This is a genomic window from Paracoccus sp. MC1854 (assembly GCF_014164635.1).
Lineage (GTDB): Bacteria > Pseudomonadota > Alphaproteobacteria > Rhodobacterales > Rhodobacteraceae > Paracoccus.
On the sequence record NZ_JACJFU010000014.1, the window covers coordinates 35,879 to 51,795 of the forward strand.

Here is a 15,917-nt window from a genome sequence, read left to right on the forward strand (position 1 = left end):
GGGGCCCATGCAGAACCCGCCGATGCACATCCACCGCGACTGGCGCGGCCTTCCCGCCGCCGCCCGGGGTGCGACCGTGGCCATGGGCAATTTCGACGGCGTCCATCGCGGCCACCGCGCCGTGATCGATGCCGCGCGCGGCGCGCGGCCCGATGCGCCGCTGGGCATCGTCACCTTTGAACCCCATCCGCGCGAATATTTCGCCCACCTCAAAGGCCGCGAGGAACTGCCCTTCCGCCTGATGAACGCCGAGGCCCGCGCCAACCGCCTTGCCCGTTACGGCGTCAGCCAGCTTTACGAACTACCTTTCGGCCCGACGCTCGCCAGTCTGACCCCTGAGGACTTCGCCCGCGAGGTGCTGGCCGAGGGGCTTGGCGTCACCCATGTCGCCGTGGGCGAGGATTTCCGCTATGGCCGCGGCCGCGCTGGTGATGTCCGCACGCTGGCCGAGGCCGGTCGGCGCCTCGGCTTCGGCGTCACCGCCGTGCCGCTGCTGGAAATCGACGCCGCCGCCACCAGTTCGACCGCGATCCGCGCGGCGCTGGCCGAGGGCCGCCCCCGCGACGCCGAGCGGATGCTCGGCCACTGGCACCGGATCGAGGGCAAGGTTCTGCATGGCGCCAAGCGTGGCCGCGAACTCGGCTACCCCACCGCGAACCTTGCCGTCGATGGGTTGCACCTGCCCAAGCTGGGCGTCTATGCGGTGCTGGTGGACGTGCTGGACGGACCGGACAAGGGCAATTACCGCGGCGTGGCCTCGCTGGGGGTGCGCCCCATGTTCGGCGAGAACGCGCCCAACCTGGAAACCTATATCTTCGACTTTGACGGCGACCTTTACGGCCGCCATCTTTCGGTCGCGCTGGTCGATTACCTCCGCCCCGAGGCCAGGTTCGAGGGGCTGGAGGCGCTGATCTCCCAGATGCGCAAGGATGAGGACCAGGCCCGCCGCATCCTTTCGGCCGCCTGATGCGCGCGCGCTTCTGGGAACTGCCGCTGGATCAACTCAGCGCCGCCGAGTGGGAATCGCTCTGCGATGGCTGCGGCAAGTGCTGCCTGAACAAGATCGAATACGAGGATGACGGCAGCCTCGATTTCACCTGCGTCGCCTGCCGATTGCTGGACGGGGAAAGCTGCCGCTGCTCCTCCTACCCGAACCGCCACGATTATGTGCCCGACTGCGTGGTGCTGACGCCGGACAAGCTGGCCGAGATCTCATGGTGGCTGCCCGCCACCTGTGCCTATCGCCTGCGGGCCGAGGGCAGGCCGCTTTACCCTTGGCACCACCTGATCTCGGGCGACCCCGAGGCGGTCCATCGCGCCGGGGTCTCGGTGCGCGGCCGCACCGTCAGCGAACTGGACGTCCCGGAAGAGGAATGGGACCGCTACGTCATCGGGGATCTGTCATGAATTTCGGCTCGGACAACGCCTCGGGCGTCCATCCCCGCATCATGCAGGCGCTGGCCGCCGCCAATGAGGGGACCGCCCCGTCCTATGGCCGCGACCCGCTGACCGAACGTGCTGCCGAGCGGCTGCGCGAGGTGCTTGAGGCCCCGGATGCCGCCGTCTTCCTTCTGGGCACCGGCACCGGCGCGAATGCCCTTGCGCTGGCGCAACTCTGCCCGCCCTGGGGCCGCATTTTCTGCCACAGGACCGCGCATATCGAGACCTCGGAATCCGGCGCCCCCGCATGGATGGCCGGCGGCGCGCAGCTTGCGCTGGTAGAGGGCGGGGCAGGCCGGATGACCCCCCAGACGGTGGCTGCGCGGCTTGCGGACTATCCGCAGGAGGACGAGCATGACGGCAGGAACGCCGTCCTGTCGATCACCAACGCGACCGAATGGGGCACCGTCCACGATGCCTCGGGCCTGTCCGCGCTGGCTGCGGTCGCGCGGGACGCCGGGCTGGCCGTCCACATGGACGGCGCGCGCTTTTCCAACGCCGTGGCGGCGACAGGTGCGACACCCGCCGACCTGACCTGGCGGGCGGGCGTCGATGCGCTGTCGTTGGGGGCGACCAAGAACGGCTGCCTCGCGCTGGAGGCCGTGGTGTTCTTCGATCCCGACCATGCCCGCGATTTTTCCTTCCGCCGGATGCGGGCGGGGCACCTGTGGTCCAAGCACCGTTTCCTTGCCGCGCAGATGCTGGCATGGCTGGACGGCGGGTTGTGGCTGGACCTCGCCCGCCACGCCAATGCGGCGGCGGCGGAACTCGCCTCTGGCCTGCGGGCGGCGGGGTTCCAACCGCAGGTCGCCGTCGAGGCGAACGAGATCTTCATCCGTCTGCCGCGCAACCTGACCGCCCGCCTGCGCGCCGCAGGACTGCGTGCGGCGGACTGGCCCGTGGCCGAGGACGACGAGGCTGCGGGAACGATCCGGCTGGTGACAAGCTGGGCCACCATGGAGGAAGAAGTCAGCGCGCTGCTGGGGACGCTCTAGCCCTCAGCCCAGCGCCTTGATCAACAGCTTCAGCGCATGGGCGGTCGAGGCGTGGCGCACGCCGTCACGACCCAGCGGGCCGAAGTCCACAATCTCGGTCCGCACACCGTTATCGTCGGCGATGCCGAAGCAGACACGGCCTTCGGGCTTCTTCTCGGTTCCGCCGGGTCCGGCGACGCCGGTGATCGATACGGCGATATCGGCTGCGGAACGTTCGCGCGCGCCTTTCGCCATCTCGGCCGCGACTTCGGGGCTGACCGCACCATGGGCGTCGATGGACTGCGCGCTCACACCCAGCATCTCGTGCTTGGCCTGATTGGAATAGGTGATGAAGCCGCGATCCAGCGCCCCGGACGATCCCGGAATATCGGTCAGCGCCGCCGTCACCAGCCCGCCGGTGCAGCTTTCGGCCGTCGCCAGCATCACCCCTTTCGCCTCGGCCGCCTTCAGGACGCGGGCAGCAAGGTCCTTGAGGCTTTTGGTCGGCTCGTTGTCCATCACATCACTCCATGCGAAAGGCCCGCCGCGAGGATCGAGGCCACGGCGGCGAAGATACCGGCCCAGATGTCGTCCAGCATCACCCCCGCCGCGTCGCTGCGGCGGTCGGCGCGGCCGATGATCCAGGGCTTCCAGATGTCGAACAGGCGGAAGAACAGGAAGGGCACGACATAAGCGGGCCAGGGAAAGACGCTGGCGGGCATCCCGGCAAACCAGAACCCAGCCGAGGTGGCGCAAAGCGCGATCATCTGGCCGGCGACCTCGTCGATGACGATGGCGCTTTCGTCCTTGATCTCAAGCTCGGCGGTAGCCTTGTTGACGGCCCAGAAGCCCAGGCCGATCACCAGCACCGTGCCCAGCGCGACCAGCGGAAAATGCCCCAGCCGGTGCAGCGCGTAGCCAAGCACAAGCGTCGCGGCCGAGGCCCAGGTCCCGGGGGCGGGGCGCAGGTATCCGATACCGAAGCCGGTAGCGATCTGCCGTTCCATCATCCCTCTCGGATCAGCGTTGCTGTGGCGATCGAGGCGATGCCTTCCTCGCGCCCGGTGAAGCCCAGCCGTTCCGAGGTGGTGGCCTTGACGCTGACACGGTCGGCCTCGACCCCCATGATTTCGGCCAGCTGCGCCTGCATGGCGGTGGCGTGCGGGCCGATCTTCGGCCGCTCGCAGACCAGCGTCACATCGGCATTGCCGAGGCGATAGCCCATCCCCCGCGCAAGCTCGGCGGCATGGCGCAGGAAGATCTCGCTGGCCGCGCCCTTCCATTGCGGGTCCGAGGGCGGAAAGTGCCGCCCGATGTCGCCCTGCGCCAGCGCGCCATAGATGGCATCCGTCAGCGCGTGCATGCCCACATCGGCATCGGAATGGCCCATGAGGCCCTTGTCATGCGGCACCTTCACCCCGCACAGCCAGACATGGTCGCCCGGCCCGAAGGCGTGGACGTCGTAACCATTGCCAAGCCGCACATCCATGTCGTTCCCCCGCATCCGCAGTATCCGCCCGGCGCGCTCCATGTCGCCCGGCCATGTGATCTTGAGGTTGTCTTCGTCCCCCGGAACGATGCGGACGGCAACCCCCTGCCTCTGCACCAGCTCCACATCGTCCGCCGCGCCCCCGGCTGCTGCACAATAAGCGGCAAGGATCACCGGCAGCGAAAACCCCTGTGGCGTCTGCGCCCGGAACAGGCCCGTGCGGTCGGCAAAGCCGGTGACGGTGGCAGCATCCCCGCGCCACAGCGCATCGGTGACTGCAAGGCCGGGAGCAGCGGCCTCGGCGCCCTCGGCCAGCGCGTCAACGACTGCGCGGATCGTGGCCGGCGTGACCAGAGGCCGCGCGCCGTCATGAATCAGGACATGAGAGATGCCCGACCCTTCCAGCGCCTCAAGCCCCGCGCGGACGCTGCCGGACCGCGACTCGGCACCCGCGACCAGCGTGACGCGCCCGCCATGCTCGGCGATGGCGCGGTCCATGTCCTCGGGATGGACGGTCACGACGATGCGCTCGAAGCCCGCGAATGCGTCGATGCTGCAGGCCAGCACGCTGCGACCCGAAAGGTCCAGCCACTGTTTCGGCATCGCGCCCCCCATGCGCGTTCCCCGCCCGGCGGCAGTGATCAGGACGGCAATGCGGTCGTGGGGCAGGGCGGGGCGGGAAGCAGTGTCGGAACTCATGCCAGCCGATTAGCGCGACCGGTGTCCCAAGGCCAGTGCAACACCATTTCCAGCCCAGCAGGACTTCTTTCTGGATCAAATACCCCACGGGGGACCGGGGGTGTGAAACCCCCGGTGCGGCGGCTCGACCCCGGAACGCCCTCTCGCGCAGGCCGCCCGTCGCCGCTATACCCTTGGGCAACACCGCGCCAAGCGACAGGAGCCGCCGATGACCGATCTTTCCCCCAGCGACCTCGCCAAGGATGCCGCCGCGCGCGCCGGGGTCGCGCTGGTGCAGGACGGGATGCGGCTGGGACTTGGGACAGGCTCGACCGCCGTCTTCATGGTCCACCGGCTGGCCGGGCGGATCAGGGCCGAGGGGCTGCGGTTGCGCTGCGCCGCGACCAGCAGGGCAACTTGCGACCTTGCGACGCATCTCGGCATCCATATCGAGGAACTGGACGAGATCGGCTGGCTCGACCTGACGCTGGACGGCGCGGACGAGATCGACCCCGACCTCAATCTCATCAAGGGCGGGGGCGGCGCGCATCTGCGCGAAAAGATCACGGCCGCCGCATCCGACCGGATGGTGGTGATCGCGGACCCGACCAAGGTGGTGGAAACGCTGGGCGCCTTCCACCTGCCGGTCGAGGTCATCCCCTTCGGCGTGGAAACAACCGTCACCCATATCCGCCGCCTGCTTGAATCGCTGGACCTGACGCAGCGGCCGATCCTTCTGCGCCAGCGCGACGGCCACACCTTCCGCACCGACGAGGGCAACCTGATCATCGACTTGTCGCTGGAAGTGATCGAGGATTGCTCGGGGCTTTCCTCGGGCCTTGCCGCGATTCCGGGCGTGGTGGAACACGGGCTGTTTCTGGGCATGTGCGATCTTGCGCTGGTGGGCGCCCCCGACGGCTCGGTGATCGAGATGACCCGGCCCGAGGTGGGGCCATGAGCTTCGATTACGACCTGTTCGTCATCGGCGGCGGCTCGGGTGGGGTCCGGGCCGCCCGGATCGCCGCCGGGCAGCATGGCGCGAAAGTGGCGCTGGCCGAGGAAAGCCGCATGGGCGGCACCTGCGTCATCCGCGGCTGCGTGCCGAAGAAGCTGATGATCTTCGCCTCGCAGGCCCCTGCAGCCGCCGCCGAGGCGCGAGGCTACGGCTGGGCGGATGCCGATGCCGGCCGGTTCGACTGGCCCGCCTTCCGCGACAGCCTGCATACCGAACTGTCGCGGCTGGAAGGCATCTACGAAGGCGGGTTGCTGACCGCGGGCGTAGAGGTCCACCACAGCCGCGCGACCCTGGTCGATCACCACACCGTCGCGCTGGCCGACGGGCGGCAGTTCACCGCCAGGCACATCCTGATCGCCGTCGGTGGCCGTCCCGCCCTGCCGGGCATCCCCGGCGAGGAGCTGGGGATGATCTCGGACGACCTGTTCACCATGGAGAAGATGCCCGGCCGCGTGCTGGTCGTCGGCGGCGGCTTCATCGCCTGCGAATTCGCGACGATCCTGCAGGGCATGGGGGCCGAGACGACGCTGGCCTATCGCGGCGACAGGCTGCTGCGCGGCTTTGACGAGGGCGGGCGCACGCTTGTCACCAACCAACTGGCCCATATCGGCGTCACCCTGCGGCTGAACGCCAATCCCGCAAGGCTTGACCGTGACAGCGACGGCATCCGCGTCACCTATGAGGACGGGGCAACTGAACACCACGACGCGGTGATGTTCGCGACCGGCCGCAAGCCCTACACCGGGGGGCTGGGGCTGGAGAACACCGGCGTCAAGCGGGGCAAGCGGGGCGAGATCGTCGTGGACGAATGGTCGCAGACCGCCGTGCCCTCGATCTTCGCTGTGGGCGACGTGACCGACCGCGTGAATCTGACCCCCGTCGCGATCCGCGAAGGACACGCCTTTGCCGATACGGTCTTCGGCGCCCAGCCCCGCCGCGTCTGCCATGACCTCGTGGCCAGCGCCGTCTATGTCCGTCCGCATGAGCTTGCCACCATCGGCCTGACCGAGGAGGACGCGGCCGAGCAAGGCCCCATCGAGGTCTATGAGGCGGTGTTCCGCCCCATGCGCTCGCTTTTCGCGGGGTCGGATCTTCGCGCGATGATGAAGCTGATCGTGGACGCGGACAACCGCCGGGTGCTGGGCTGCCATATCTTCGCCCCCGAGGCGGGCGAGATGATCCAGCTTGTCGCCGTGGCGGTGGGCATGTGCGCGACCAAGGAACAGTTCGACGCCGCCATCGCCGTCCACCCGACGCTGGCCGAGGAACTGGTAACGATGCGCCTGCCGGTGCGCCGCGCAGGCGGCGCCAGGGCCTGACGCGATCTTGTGGCGCGCAGGGCGGGGCGCCTGCCGGCAAGGTCTTGTCCCTGCGGGCAATGTCCCTAGTTAGGACATGACTTCACACGAAAGGCAGACGGATGGCACAACAGGGACCATGGGGCGGCGGCAATGGCGGTGGCGATGACGACCGGCCGGCCCGTCCGCAGGCCCCGAAACCCGATGGGGGTGGGCCTCAGCGTCCCTGGGGGCAACCGGGACCCGATCAGCAGCCTCCGAACGGCGGCAAGCGCCCCGAGCAGATTCCCGAGATCGAGGAACTGATGCGCAAGGGCCAGGACCGGCTGCGCGTGCTGATGGGCGGGCGCGACGGCACCCCCCGGACGGGTGGTCCGCGTGGCCCGCGCCGCCAGATGCCCAGCATGGACCGCGGCAAATGGGGCATCGCCGCCCTTGTCGCGGTGGCCCTTTGGGGATTTGCCAGCATCTACCAGGTGGACACCTCTGAAAAATCGGTCGAGCTTCTGTTCGGGCGTCCCTATGCCGTGCGCGATGACGGTCTGAACTTTGCGCCTTGGCCCTTTGTCACCTACCAGATCGTCGGCGTGACCCGCGAACGGACCATCGACATCGGCACCGGCCGCGACCCGATGGACAGCGGCCTGATGCTGACCCGCGACCAGAACATCGTGGACCTGACCTACCAGGTGGTCTGGAACGTGTCGAACCCGGAACAATACCTGTTCAACCTCGCCGATCCCGAGGGCACGATCCGCGCCGTGGCCGAAAGCGCCATGCGCGACATCGTGGCCCGCAGCGAGCTTTCGCCGATCCTGAACCGCGACCGCGGCGTGATCGCCCGCGACCTGGAACTGGCGATTCAGGCGACGCTGGACAGCTATCAGGCCGGCATCAACGTGGTGCGGGTGAACCTCGGCCGTGCCGACCCGCCCGCCGAGGTCATCGACAGCTTCCGCGAGGTGCAGGCCGCCCAGCAGGAACGCGACCGGCTGGAAAAAGAGGCCGACGCCTATGCGAACCGTGTGCTGGCCGGCGCGCGGGGCGAGGCCGCAGCGGTGGTCGAGCAGTCCGAGGCCTACCGCGCCCAGGCTGTCAACGCGGCACAGGGTGAGGCTGCGCGCTTTACCTCGGTCTATGACGAATATGTCAAGGCGCCCGAAGTGACCCGGCGCCGGATGTATCTGGAAACCATGGAGCGGGTTCTGGGCAACGTGAACAAGGTGCTGATCGACGGTGAAGCGGGGCAGGGCGTCGTGCCCTATCTGCCGCTGGATCAGCTTCGCAGCGGGCCGCCGCCCGCCGCCCGCAGCGGCACCAGCGACGTCAACGCCGCGAACAGCGGGGCCACCAGCAACACGACCATCGCAACCGCGCCGACGGGGGGCAACTGATGCGCCGTACCTTATCCATCCTTGCCCTGCCGCTGGTTGTCGTCGTGGCGGTCGTCGTCATGGCCTCGATCTACATCGTCGACGTGCGTGAAAAGGTGCTGGTCCTGCGCTTCGGCGAGGTCGTCACCGTTCGTGAGGAGCCGGGCCTTGGCTTCAAGCTGCCGATCATCGACCGCATTGTACGCTATGACGCGCGGATCCTCGGCCTGCAGACCGACCCGATGGAAGTCACGCCGCTGGACGATCGCCGCCTTGTGGTGGACGCATTCGCGCGCTGGCAGATCGCCGACGCCGTCACCTTTCGCCGCGCCGTTGGCGAAGGCGGGATCGAGTTCGCCCAGCAGCGGCTTGCCGGCATCATGACCAACGCCATCCGCGGCGTGCTGGGGTCGGTTCCCTCGACCACGGTGCTGTCGGATGACCGGACCGCGCTGATGGCGCAGATCCGCGACGTGGCCCGGCGCGAGGCGGATTCCCTCGGCATCCAGGTCATCGACGTGCGCCTGACCCGCACCGACCTGCCGGAACAGAACCTGGCCGCCACCTATGCCCGAATGCGGGCGGAACGGGAACGCGAAGCCGCCGACGAGATCGCGCGCGGTGGCGAGGCCGCGCAGCGCGTCCGCGCCACCGCCGACCGGACGGTGGTGGAACTGACCTCGGACGCGCGCCGCAAGGCCGAGATCGTCCGCGGTGAGGCCGACGCCCAGCGCAACGCCATCTACGCCGAAGCCTTCGGCCGCGACCCCGAGTTCTTCGCCTTCACCCGCTCGATGACCGCCTATGAGCGGGCGCTGCAGCAGGGCAACAGCTCGATCGTGATGAACCCGACCGGCGAGTTCTTCAGCTATCTCGGCACCGGCGCGGACAGCGGCATCAACCCGGTGGCGGTCCCGCCTGAGGTCTCGGCGGCAGTTCCGCCGGATGCCCCGTCGTCCCGCGAGGTGGCCGAGGAAGCCGCGGCGCAGGCCGCTGCCGCTGCCGCCGAGGCCGAGGCCGCCGCCGAGGCTGCGTTGAGCCTCAGCGAAACCGAGGTTGTTGAGGGTGCCGAACAGCCCGTGGGCGGCGATCCCGTCCAGCCGGAGACCGCTCCGAGCGGCGATGCCCTGACGGGCGCGGCGGCTGTCGACCCCACGGCAGCCCCTCCGGCACTCGGCGACGAGGCGCCCGATGCGGCGGCCGTCCCGTCCGGGGAAGCGGTCCTGCCCCAGGCCGGGGTGACGACGCAGACCGTGCCGGTCGAACCCGCCGCCCCTGCCGGGAACTGATCCGGCGCAGGCTTGTTGACGAAAGGCGCGGCCCGTCCCGGTCGCGCCTTTTCGCATTTCCCCGGAGGAAGCCTGAAAATCCCCGTCAAGCAACTTTTGCTTTCACAGGAAAATGACGGAAAGATGTGTTGCGCGCCGGCAACGCCTTACCCCATATCCCGGCCAATCCCCGTGGCCGGTCGGGGACTGCATGAACCGGTCAAGTCATGGAGATCATGGATGAGTTTCAATCCTCTGAAGGTCCGGCTCGGCCTGACGGCCTCGGCCGTGGCGCTGTCGCTGGCCCTTGCCCCCGCCATTGCCCAGCAGGCCGAACCCGCCCCCGAGAACCTTCAGGAACAGCAGGTGACGCCGACGCAGGCGCAACCGTCCGAAACCCCCGAGACCACGACCGTCCCCGGCGAGGCGATGACGGGCGAGGTGCCGCAGGCTCCTGACGCGACCACCTCACAGGGGGAACAGGTCGCCGCGACCGCCGGCGTCATGCCCCAGACATTCGCCGACATCGTCGAGCAGGTCAGCCCGGCCGTCGTCAACATCACCACCACCGCCATCGTGTCGCGGCCGGTCAATCAGTTCCCCGGCTTCCCGCAGGGCAGCCCCTTCTCGGACCTGTTCCGCGACTTCGGGATTCCCGGTCCCGGCGGCCCCGGATCGCCCTTCGAGGGAGGGCCGCAGATGCAGCAGCGGTCGAACGCGCTGGGATCGGGCTTCGTCGTGTCCTCGGAAGGGCTGATCGTCACCAACAACCATGTGATCGAGGGCGCCGACGAGATCGAGATCGAGTTCTATTCCGGCGCCCGCCTTCCGGCGACGCTGGTCGGGACCGACCCCACCACGGACATCGCCGTGCTGAAGGTCGAGGCGGAAAATCCGCTGCCCTTCGTCAGCTTCGGCGACAGCGACGAAGCCCGCGTGGGCGACTGGGTTCTGGCGCTGGGGAACCCGCTGGGGCAGGGCTTTTCCGCCACCACCGGCATCGTTTCGGCGAAAAGCCGGGCGCTGACGGGCACCTATGACGACTTCATCCAGACGGATGCGGCGATCAACCGGGGCAACTCGGGCGGGCCGCTGTTCAACCTGCAGGGCGAGGTGATCGGCGTGAACACCGCGATCCTGTCGCCCAGCGGCGGCTCGATCGGGATCGGCTTCTCGATGGCGTCGAACGTCGTGTCGGGCGTCGTGGACCAGTTGCAGGAATATGGCGAGACCCGGCGCGGCTGGTTGGGCGTCAAGATTCAGGACGTCAGCCCCGACATCGCGGAATCGCTGGGTCTTGCATCCGAGGCGGGCGCGATGGTCACGGATGTTCCGCCCGGCCCGGCCGCCGATGCGGGCATCCAGGCCGGCGATGTCATCGCCGCCTTTGCGGGCGGCGAGGTCGAGGACACCCGCGACCTCGTCCGCCGCGTGGCCGCGGCCCCGGTCGGCGAGGCGGTGGACGTGACCGTGATGCGCGACGGCGAGCCGGTGACGCTGCAGATCACGCTGGGCCGGCGCGAGCTTGCCGATGCGGATGGCACGGGCCAGCGGCCGGAGGGCAGCGGGACGCAGGAATCGTCCAGCCAGGTGCTGGGGATGACGCTTGCGCCGATGACGCCGGAACTCGCCGCCCGGATGCAGATGCCGGAAGGCACGTCCGGGCTGGTCGTGCAGGACATCGACGCCACCAGCGACGCCTCGGCCAAGGGGCTGCGCACGGGCGACCTGATCGTCGAGGCGGGCCAGCAGCCGGTCGCGAGCGTGGCCGACCTGAACGCCCGCATCACCGAGGCGCGCGAGGCCGGGCGCCAGTCCGTGCTGGTGCTGATCCGCCGCGAAGGCGAGCCACGCTTCGTCGCCTTGTCGATCGAAGAGTGACCCACCCGTCATGAAACGAAAAGAGGCGCCCGGGGGCGCCTCTTTTGCATTGCGGAAAGCAGGCTTACTGGCTTGCTTACTGGTTTGCGCCGACAAGGCCCTGCAGCTCGGTGAAACCTGCGGTGAAGCCGGCCAGCGACACCGTCAGGTCGACCATGTTTTCCTCTGGCTCTCCGCCGAAGGGCAGCAGCGTCACGGTCGCGGTGCTGCCGCGCTTGAGCAGGTTCAGTTCGTCCTCGGTCATCCCCAGCCGCGAGACGCAGCCGATCGCGGCGCAGACGATAAAGGGATAGCGGTTGGCCTCGCCCGAGCCGATCTGCAGGCCCATGCCCGCCTGAAGGTCGGTTTCCAGGGGCGCCACGAAGTTCAGCACCGCCGCAGCCTCGCCGCTGAAGGGGATCACGGAAAGCTCGGCCACGGGAGTTTCCTTTTCGTCCCGCAGCAACTGGTAAAGCTCGCAAGGGTCCTTGCCGTCAGGGGTTCTCAGGCAGCGCAACTGCCAGTCGCCGTGGGTCGCTTTCGCGTAATAGCTGCCGACCTGGTCCTGCGCTGCGGCGGCCTGCCCCTCGGCTGGTGCTTCTGCGTCCGCGGGCGTCCCGGCCGGCGCGGCCTCGGCCCCAGATTCGGCCTGTGGCGGCGCTGCATCCGCAGCCGGGGCATCGGTGGTCTCGGCGGGCGCAGTGACGGGGGGCGGGGTCTGTTCGGTGGGTTCCTGTGCATGGGCGGCGGCGAAGGGAGCCACCGCGATCAGGGCCGCCAGCACGGCAGAGGAGGTGCGAGCCATATGGTATCCTTTCGGCTGAACGCGGCGGCCCTGTTAGCACGGGCGCGGGCCCTTGTCAGCGGCAGCCGACCCCTCTGACCGGCAAGGCGACAGGGAAAGGGGAACGACTCCGAAGCTTCGTTCCCCCTCCGTCCCTGTCGGACTGGCGGTTTATTGCCGGGGACCTTAGGGGCAGCCGCAACCAGCGTCAATTAACCGGAAAAGACAGGTGGCAACTGCCGGAAAACCATTGCGTTTGCAGCACCGGCACCGCTGGCGAGGGTGGACAAATCAGGTATGCTCGACGCGACGCAGCCGCCAGAGGCCCCCCCGTGACCGACCTGCCAACCCCTTCGGCCGAAACCTCGCTGCACCGCATCGTCGATCACGATTCCGGGACCGTTTTCGTCGGCGGCGGAGGCCCGGGACACGTGCAGCCACAGGCGATGCTGTTGCGCCAGGCCAACCGGCACGGGCTGATCGCCGGGGCGACCGGCACCGGTAAGACGGTCACGCTGCAGACACTGGCCGAGGCGATGTCGTTGGCAGGCGTCCCGGTGCTGCTGGCGGACGTCAAGGGCGACCTTGCCGGCATGGCGATGCCCGGCGGCGCCGACCCGAAGCTTGCCGATGGCTTTCTCAAGCGCGCGGCACAGTTGGGGGCGCCGCTAAACTACCAGTCCTTTCCTGTCACCTTCTGGGACATCTGGGGCGAGCAGGGCCATCCGGTCCGCACCACCCCCGCCGAGATGGGACCGCTGCTGCTGTCGCGCCTGCTGGACCTGACCCCGGCGCAGGAGGGCGTGCTGAACATCGCCTTCCGGGTCGCCGACGAGGAGGCCCTGGCGCTGGCCGACCTCAGGGACCTGCGGGCGATGCTGGTCTGGGTGGGGCAGAACGCCCGCGACCTGAGCCTGCGCTATGGCAATGTCCCGGCAGCCTCGGTCGGCGCGATCCAGCGCGCCCTGCTGGTGCTCGAGGAGCAGGGCGGCGACCGCCTGTTCGGGGAACCGGCGCTGGAGCTTTCCGACCTGATGCGGCTGGACGCATCCGGCAAGGGGGTCGTCAACATCCTTGCCGCCGACCGGCTGATGCGCTCGCCCCGGCTGTATGCGACCTTCCTGCTGTGGCTGCTGTCGGAACTGTTCGAGCAACTGCCCGAGGTCGGCGACCCGGAAAAGCCCCGGCTCGCGTTTTTCTTCGACGAGGCGCATCTGCTGTTCGACGACGCGCCCGCGGCGCTGGTGGACAAGATCGAGCAGGTAGCGCGGCTGATCCGGTCCAAGGGGGTCAGCGTCTGGTTCATCACCCAGAATCCTGCCGACCTGCCCGATGCCGTCTTGGGCCAGCTTGGCAACCGCGTCCAGCACGCGTTGCGCGCCTTTACCGCCCGCGACCAGAAGGCGCTGCGGATGGCGGCAGAAACCTATCGCCCGAACCCCGCCTTCGACACCACCGATGCGATCCGCCATGTCGGCACGGGCGAGGCGGTCACGTCCTTTCTTGACGCAAAGGGCGCGCCGGGCATCGTCGAGCGGACTCTGATCCGGCCGCCGCTGTCAAGGCTCGGGCCGATCCCCGAAGCCGAACGGGCGCAAATCGTCCGGCTCGGCCCGCTGGGCCTGAAATACGGGCAGATCATCGACCGCGACTCGGCCCATGAAATTCTGGCGCGGCGCGCGGCCGAGGCGGCCGGGCAGGCCGCCGCTGCCGAGCGGGCGCAGGCCGATGCCGACCTGTTCACCATTCCCGCCGGCAAGACGGGACGTGGCCGGCGCTATCAGCCGGGCCTGCAGGCCGGAACGCGCAACACGGCGCCGGCCCGTCGGGGCGACACGATGATCGAGGCGTTCGGCAAAAGCATGGCCCGGCAGATTGGCACCAAGACCGGACAGGCGATTGCCCGCGGCATCTTGGGAACCATGTTCCGGGGGCGCTGAACCCTTCAGCAGATTGCGCTCAGCCGCGGGCTTTCGCCCGAGGAAAGCCGTGACTCGGCCAGAATCGCGATCATCAGCATGACATGGTAGTGCATGTCGTAATCCGCCGCGCCCTCTTGCCGGGCCATGTTCATCCTGTCCTCGTCCGCCCGCAGCCGCGCCAGCGCCTTGCCCGGCGGGGGCAGGATCTCGCAGCGCAGGGTGCGGCGCAGGTCGCGGTCGCGCCGCCACTGCGACTGGCCGGCGACGGCGGCGCGGATCAGCGCGGCCGGGCGGCGCAACCGGGGCAGGACCGGCTGCGCGGGAAAGGCGAGGACGTTCGACATCAGGCTCATCGGATACTCCGGGCGACAGGTGATGGCGCAAGTCTTGCCTCAACCCTGCCCCTGTTGCGTCAACGCATGCTGCACCGTCCGCCTTGGTTAACGTTCTTTAGGAAATCTTAGCCATTCGTCACCGATGTGAGGACCACCTGTCTTTTTGGACAGGTTCCAGACCCAGGGCCATGATCGGCCCGAGGATGACAAGGGACAGATTGGAATGACGATACTGACCGGTGATTTCGCCGATGCCGCCGCCATCTCGTCGCGACCCTGTGGCGGGCTGCCGTCCGAAGCGACACCGGCGATCCCCGCAACGGCTGCCGTGGATACCGCAGAACCGATCGGGGCGCTGCCTTCGGTCCTTCCCGACGATGCGCGACTGTACCTGCGCCATGTCGAGGGGGGCGAAACGATCCGTGCGCTGGCGCGGGAAACCGGTTGCCACGCCTCGACGATCCTGCGCCGCATCCGCAAGTTCGAGAACCGGCGCGACGACCCGCTGGTCGACCGCGCGGTCGAGCGGGGGGGACGCGACACCCAGGCCGACCGCACCGAACTGCGCCGCGTGCTGCGGCGGCTGGCCGAACCGGGGGCGGTGCTGGCCGTGGCCGCGGGGATGGAAAAGGCCATTGTCACCCGCGCCGACATCCGCACGGCCGTGCTGGATCGGACGGTGGCAGAGATGCTTGCCTTGCGCGGCTGGGTGGCGATCGTCGCGCAGGGGCGCATTTCCCGCCACGCCATCACGGCGGCGGGACGGGCGGCGCTGAAGGCGATGGCGACTGGCGGCAGCGCCGGCCTGCCGGCTCCGGCGGATTTCAGCGATGCCGCGCGGGTTGATCCGGCACCCGCCGGCATGGCCGAGGCCGCGGCCCCCTTCGAGGGCGCCGATCCCGGTCCCCGGGCCGCGCAGGCCCACCGCATCATGGAAGATCGCGTCCTCGACGACCCCGATGGCAGCGGGCCACGCCGGATGCGGGTGAACATCGCGGAAAGCCCGCTGCACGTCATGGCGCGTCGGCGGGATGCCAATGGCCAGCCGTTCCTTGACAACGGCATGGTGGTGGCGGGCGAACGCCTGCGCGAGGATTTCGAGTTGGCGCAGATGGGCGTGCGCGTGACCCAGAACTGGGACGGCTTCATGACCGCCGGGATCGACGCCAGCTATGTTCCCGGCGCGGGCGGCGGCGGGTCCGAGGCAGCGCGTCGCCGCGTGGCCGAGGCGCTGCGCGAGCTTGGCCCCGGGATGGGCGACCTCGTGCTGCGGGTCTGCTGCTTTCTAGAGGGGATCGAGATGACCGAGCGCCGCCTCGGCTGGCCCGCCCGGTCGGGCAAGGTCGTCCTGCGGCTGGCCTTGATGCGGCTGGAACGGCATTACCGGGAACGCTACGGCAAGTTCGGGCCGCTGATCGGATGACCTGTTTCCGCCAGCCGGGAAGGGCGGTTGATCCGGTGCGCGGAAGGGATTACCTCGG

At 68.9% G+C, this 15,917-nt stretch carries 14 protein-coding genes and 1 pseudogene; 10 read left to right on the plus strand and 5 right to left on the minus strand.

What is annotated here, in order from left to right; genetic code table 11:
• Nucleotides 1-22 precede the first annotated feature (22 nt).
• The 3 genes from H5395_RS11855 to H5395_RS11865 are packed head-to-tail and all read left to right on the plus strand — an operon-like array spanning nt 23 to nt 2,435.
• Complete coding sequence (locus H5395_RS11855) at nt 23-967, plus strand: bifunctional riboflavin kinase/FAD synthetase (protein WP_182792815.1); 945 nt, start codon at nt 23-25, stop codon at nt 965-967.
• Nucleotides 967-1,407 carry a YcgN family cysteine cluster protein gene (locus H5395_RS11860; RefSeq protein WP_182792790.1) on the plus strand — a complete coding sequence of 147 codons (441 nt, stop codon included), beginning with the start codon at nt 967-969 and terminating at the stop codon, nt 1,405-1,407. The genes H5395_RS11855 and H5395_RS11860 overlap by 1 nt, the downstream gene beginning before the upstream one ends.
• Nucleotides 1,404-2,435: a low specificity L-threonine aldolase gene (locus H5395_RS11865; RefSeq protein ID WP_182792791.1), complete on the plus strand. Its 1,032-nt coding sequence runs from the start codon at nt 1,404-1,406 to the stop codon at nt 2,433-2,435. Before H5395_RS11860 ends, H5395_RS11865 begins: the two co-directional genes overlap by 4 nt.
• Before the next feature lie 3 nt (nt 2,436-2,438).
• On the opposite strand, the gene H5395_RS11870 is transcribed toward H5395_RS11865, so the two are convergent.
• The 3 genes from H5395_RS11870 to H5395_RS11880 are packed head-to-tail and all read right to left on the minus strand — an operon-like array spanning nt 2,439 to nt 4,602.
• Nucleotides 2,439-2,933, minus strand: coding sequence for a CinA family protein (locus H5395_RS11870; RefSeq protein WP_182792792.1), 495 nt, complete (start codon nt 2,931-2,933; stop codon nt 2,439-2,441).
• A complete protein-coding gene (locus H5395_RS11875) occupies nt 2,933-3,421 on the minus strand; it encodes a phosphatidylglycerophosphatase A (protein WP_182792816.1) in 489 nt (162 codons plus the stop codon). The genes H5395_RS11870 and H5395_RS11875 overlap by 1 nt, the downstream gene beginning before the upstream one ends.
• The gene (locus H5395_RS11880; RefSeq protein WP_182792793.1) at nt 3,421-4,602 is read right to left on the minus strand and encodes a bifunctional 2-C-methyl-D-erythritol 4-phosphate cytidylyltransferase/2-C-methyl-D-erythritol 2,4-cyclodiphosphate synthase; all 1,182 of its coding nucleotides are present in this window, start codon (nt 4,600-4,602) and stop codon (nt 3,421-3,423) included. Before H5395_RS11880 ends, H5395_RS11875 begins: the two co-directional genes overlap by 1 nt.
• 208 nt (nt 4,603-4,810) lie before the next feature.
• Between H5395_RS11880 and rpiA the strand changes: the two genes are divergently transcribed.
• The 5 genes and pseudogenes from rpiA to H5395_RS11905 all read left to right on the plus strand — a co-directional run bounded on the left by rpiA (nt 4,811) and on the right by H5395_RS11905 (nt 11,416).
• Nucleotides 4,811-5,539 (plus strand): ribose-5-phosphate isomerase RpiA, encoded by a 729-nt coding sequence (rpiA, locus tag H5395_RS11885; RefSeq protein ID WP_182792794.1) that lies wholly within the window; start codon nt 4,811-4,813, stop codon nt 5,537-5,539.
• Entirely contained in the window at nt 5,536-6,915 is a 1,380-nt protein-coding gene (gene gorA / locus H5395_RS11890; RefSeq protein WP_182792795.1) for a glutathione-disulfide reductase, read from the plus strand. Before rpiA ends, gorA begins: the two co-directional genes overlap by 4 nt.
• 101 nt (nt 6,916-7,016) lie before the next feature.
• Nucleotides 7,017-8,288 carry an FtsH protease activity modulator HflK gene (gene hflK, locus H5395_RS11895; protein WP_182792796.1) on the plus strand — a complete coding sequence of 424 codons (1,272 nt, stop codon included), beginning with the start codon at nt 7,017-7,019 and terminating at the stop codon, nt 8,286-8,288.
• Nucleotides 8,288-9,142 (plus strand): annotated as a pseudogene (gene hflC, locus H5395_RS11900) (protease modulator HflC); the annotation flags it as partial. The gene hflK and the pseudogene hflC, both read left to right, overlap by 1 nt.
• An 822-nt stretch (nt 9,143-9,964) precedes the next feature.
• On the plus strand, nt 9,965-11,416 hold the full coding sequence (locus tag H5395_RS11905) for a DegQ family serine endoprotease (RefSeq protein ID WP_370576448.1): 1,452 nt from the start codon (nt 9,965-9,967) through the stop codon (nt 11,414-11,416).
• Between the two features lie 76 nt (nt 11,417-11,492).
• Here H5395_RS11905 and H5395_RS11910 read toward each other — a convergent pair whose 3' ends face one another.
• Entirely contained in the window at nt 11,493-12,200 is a 708-nt protein-coding gene (locus H5395_RS11910; RefSeq protein WP_182792798.1) for an invasion associated locus B family protein, read from the minus strand.
• A 425-nt stretch (nt 12,201-12,625) separates the two neighbouring features.
• Between H5395_RS11910 and H5395_RS11915 the strand changes: the two genes are divergently transcribed.
• Entirely contained in the window at nt 12,626-14,119 is a 1,494-nt protein-coding gene (locus tag H5395_RS11915) for a helicase HerA-like domain-containing protein (protein WP_182792817.1), read from the plus strand.
• A gap of 5 nt (nt 14,120-14,124) precedes the next feature.
• Here H5395_RS11915 and H5395_RS11920 read toward each other — a convergent pair whose 3' ends face one another.
• Nucleotides 14,125-14,454: a DUF6477 family protein gene (locus tag H5395_RS11920; protein ID WP_182792799.1), complete on the minus strand. Its 330-nt coding sequence runs from the start codon at nt 14,452-14,454 to the stop codon at nt 14,125-14,127.
• Nucleotides 14,455-14,653: 199 nt separating this feature from the next.
• Here H5395_RS11920 and H5395_RS11925 point away from each other — a divergent pair, with 199 nt between their 5' ends.
• Nucleotides 14,654-15,859 carry a DUF6456 domain-containing protein gene (locus tag H5395_RS11925; RefSeq protein WP_182792818.1) on the plus strand — a complete coding sequence of 402 codons (1,206 nt, stop codon included), beginning with the start codon at nt 14,654-14,656 and terminating at the stop codon, nt 15,857-15,859.
• The last annotated feature ends 58 nt before the right edge of the window (nt 15,860-15,917 follow it).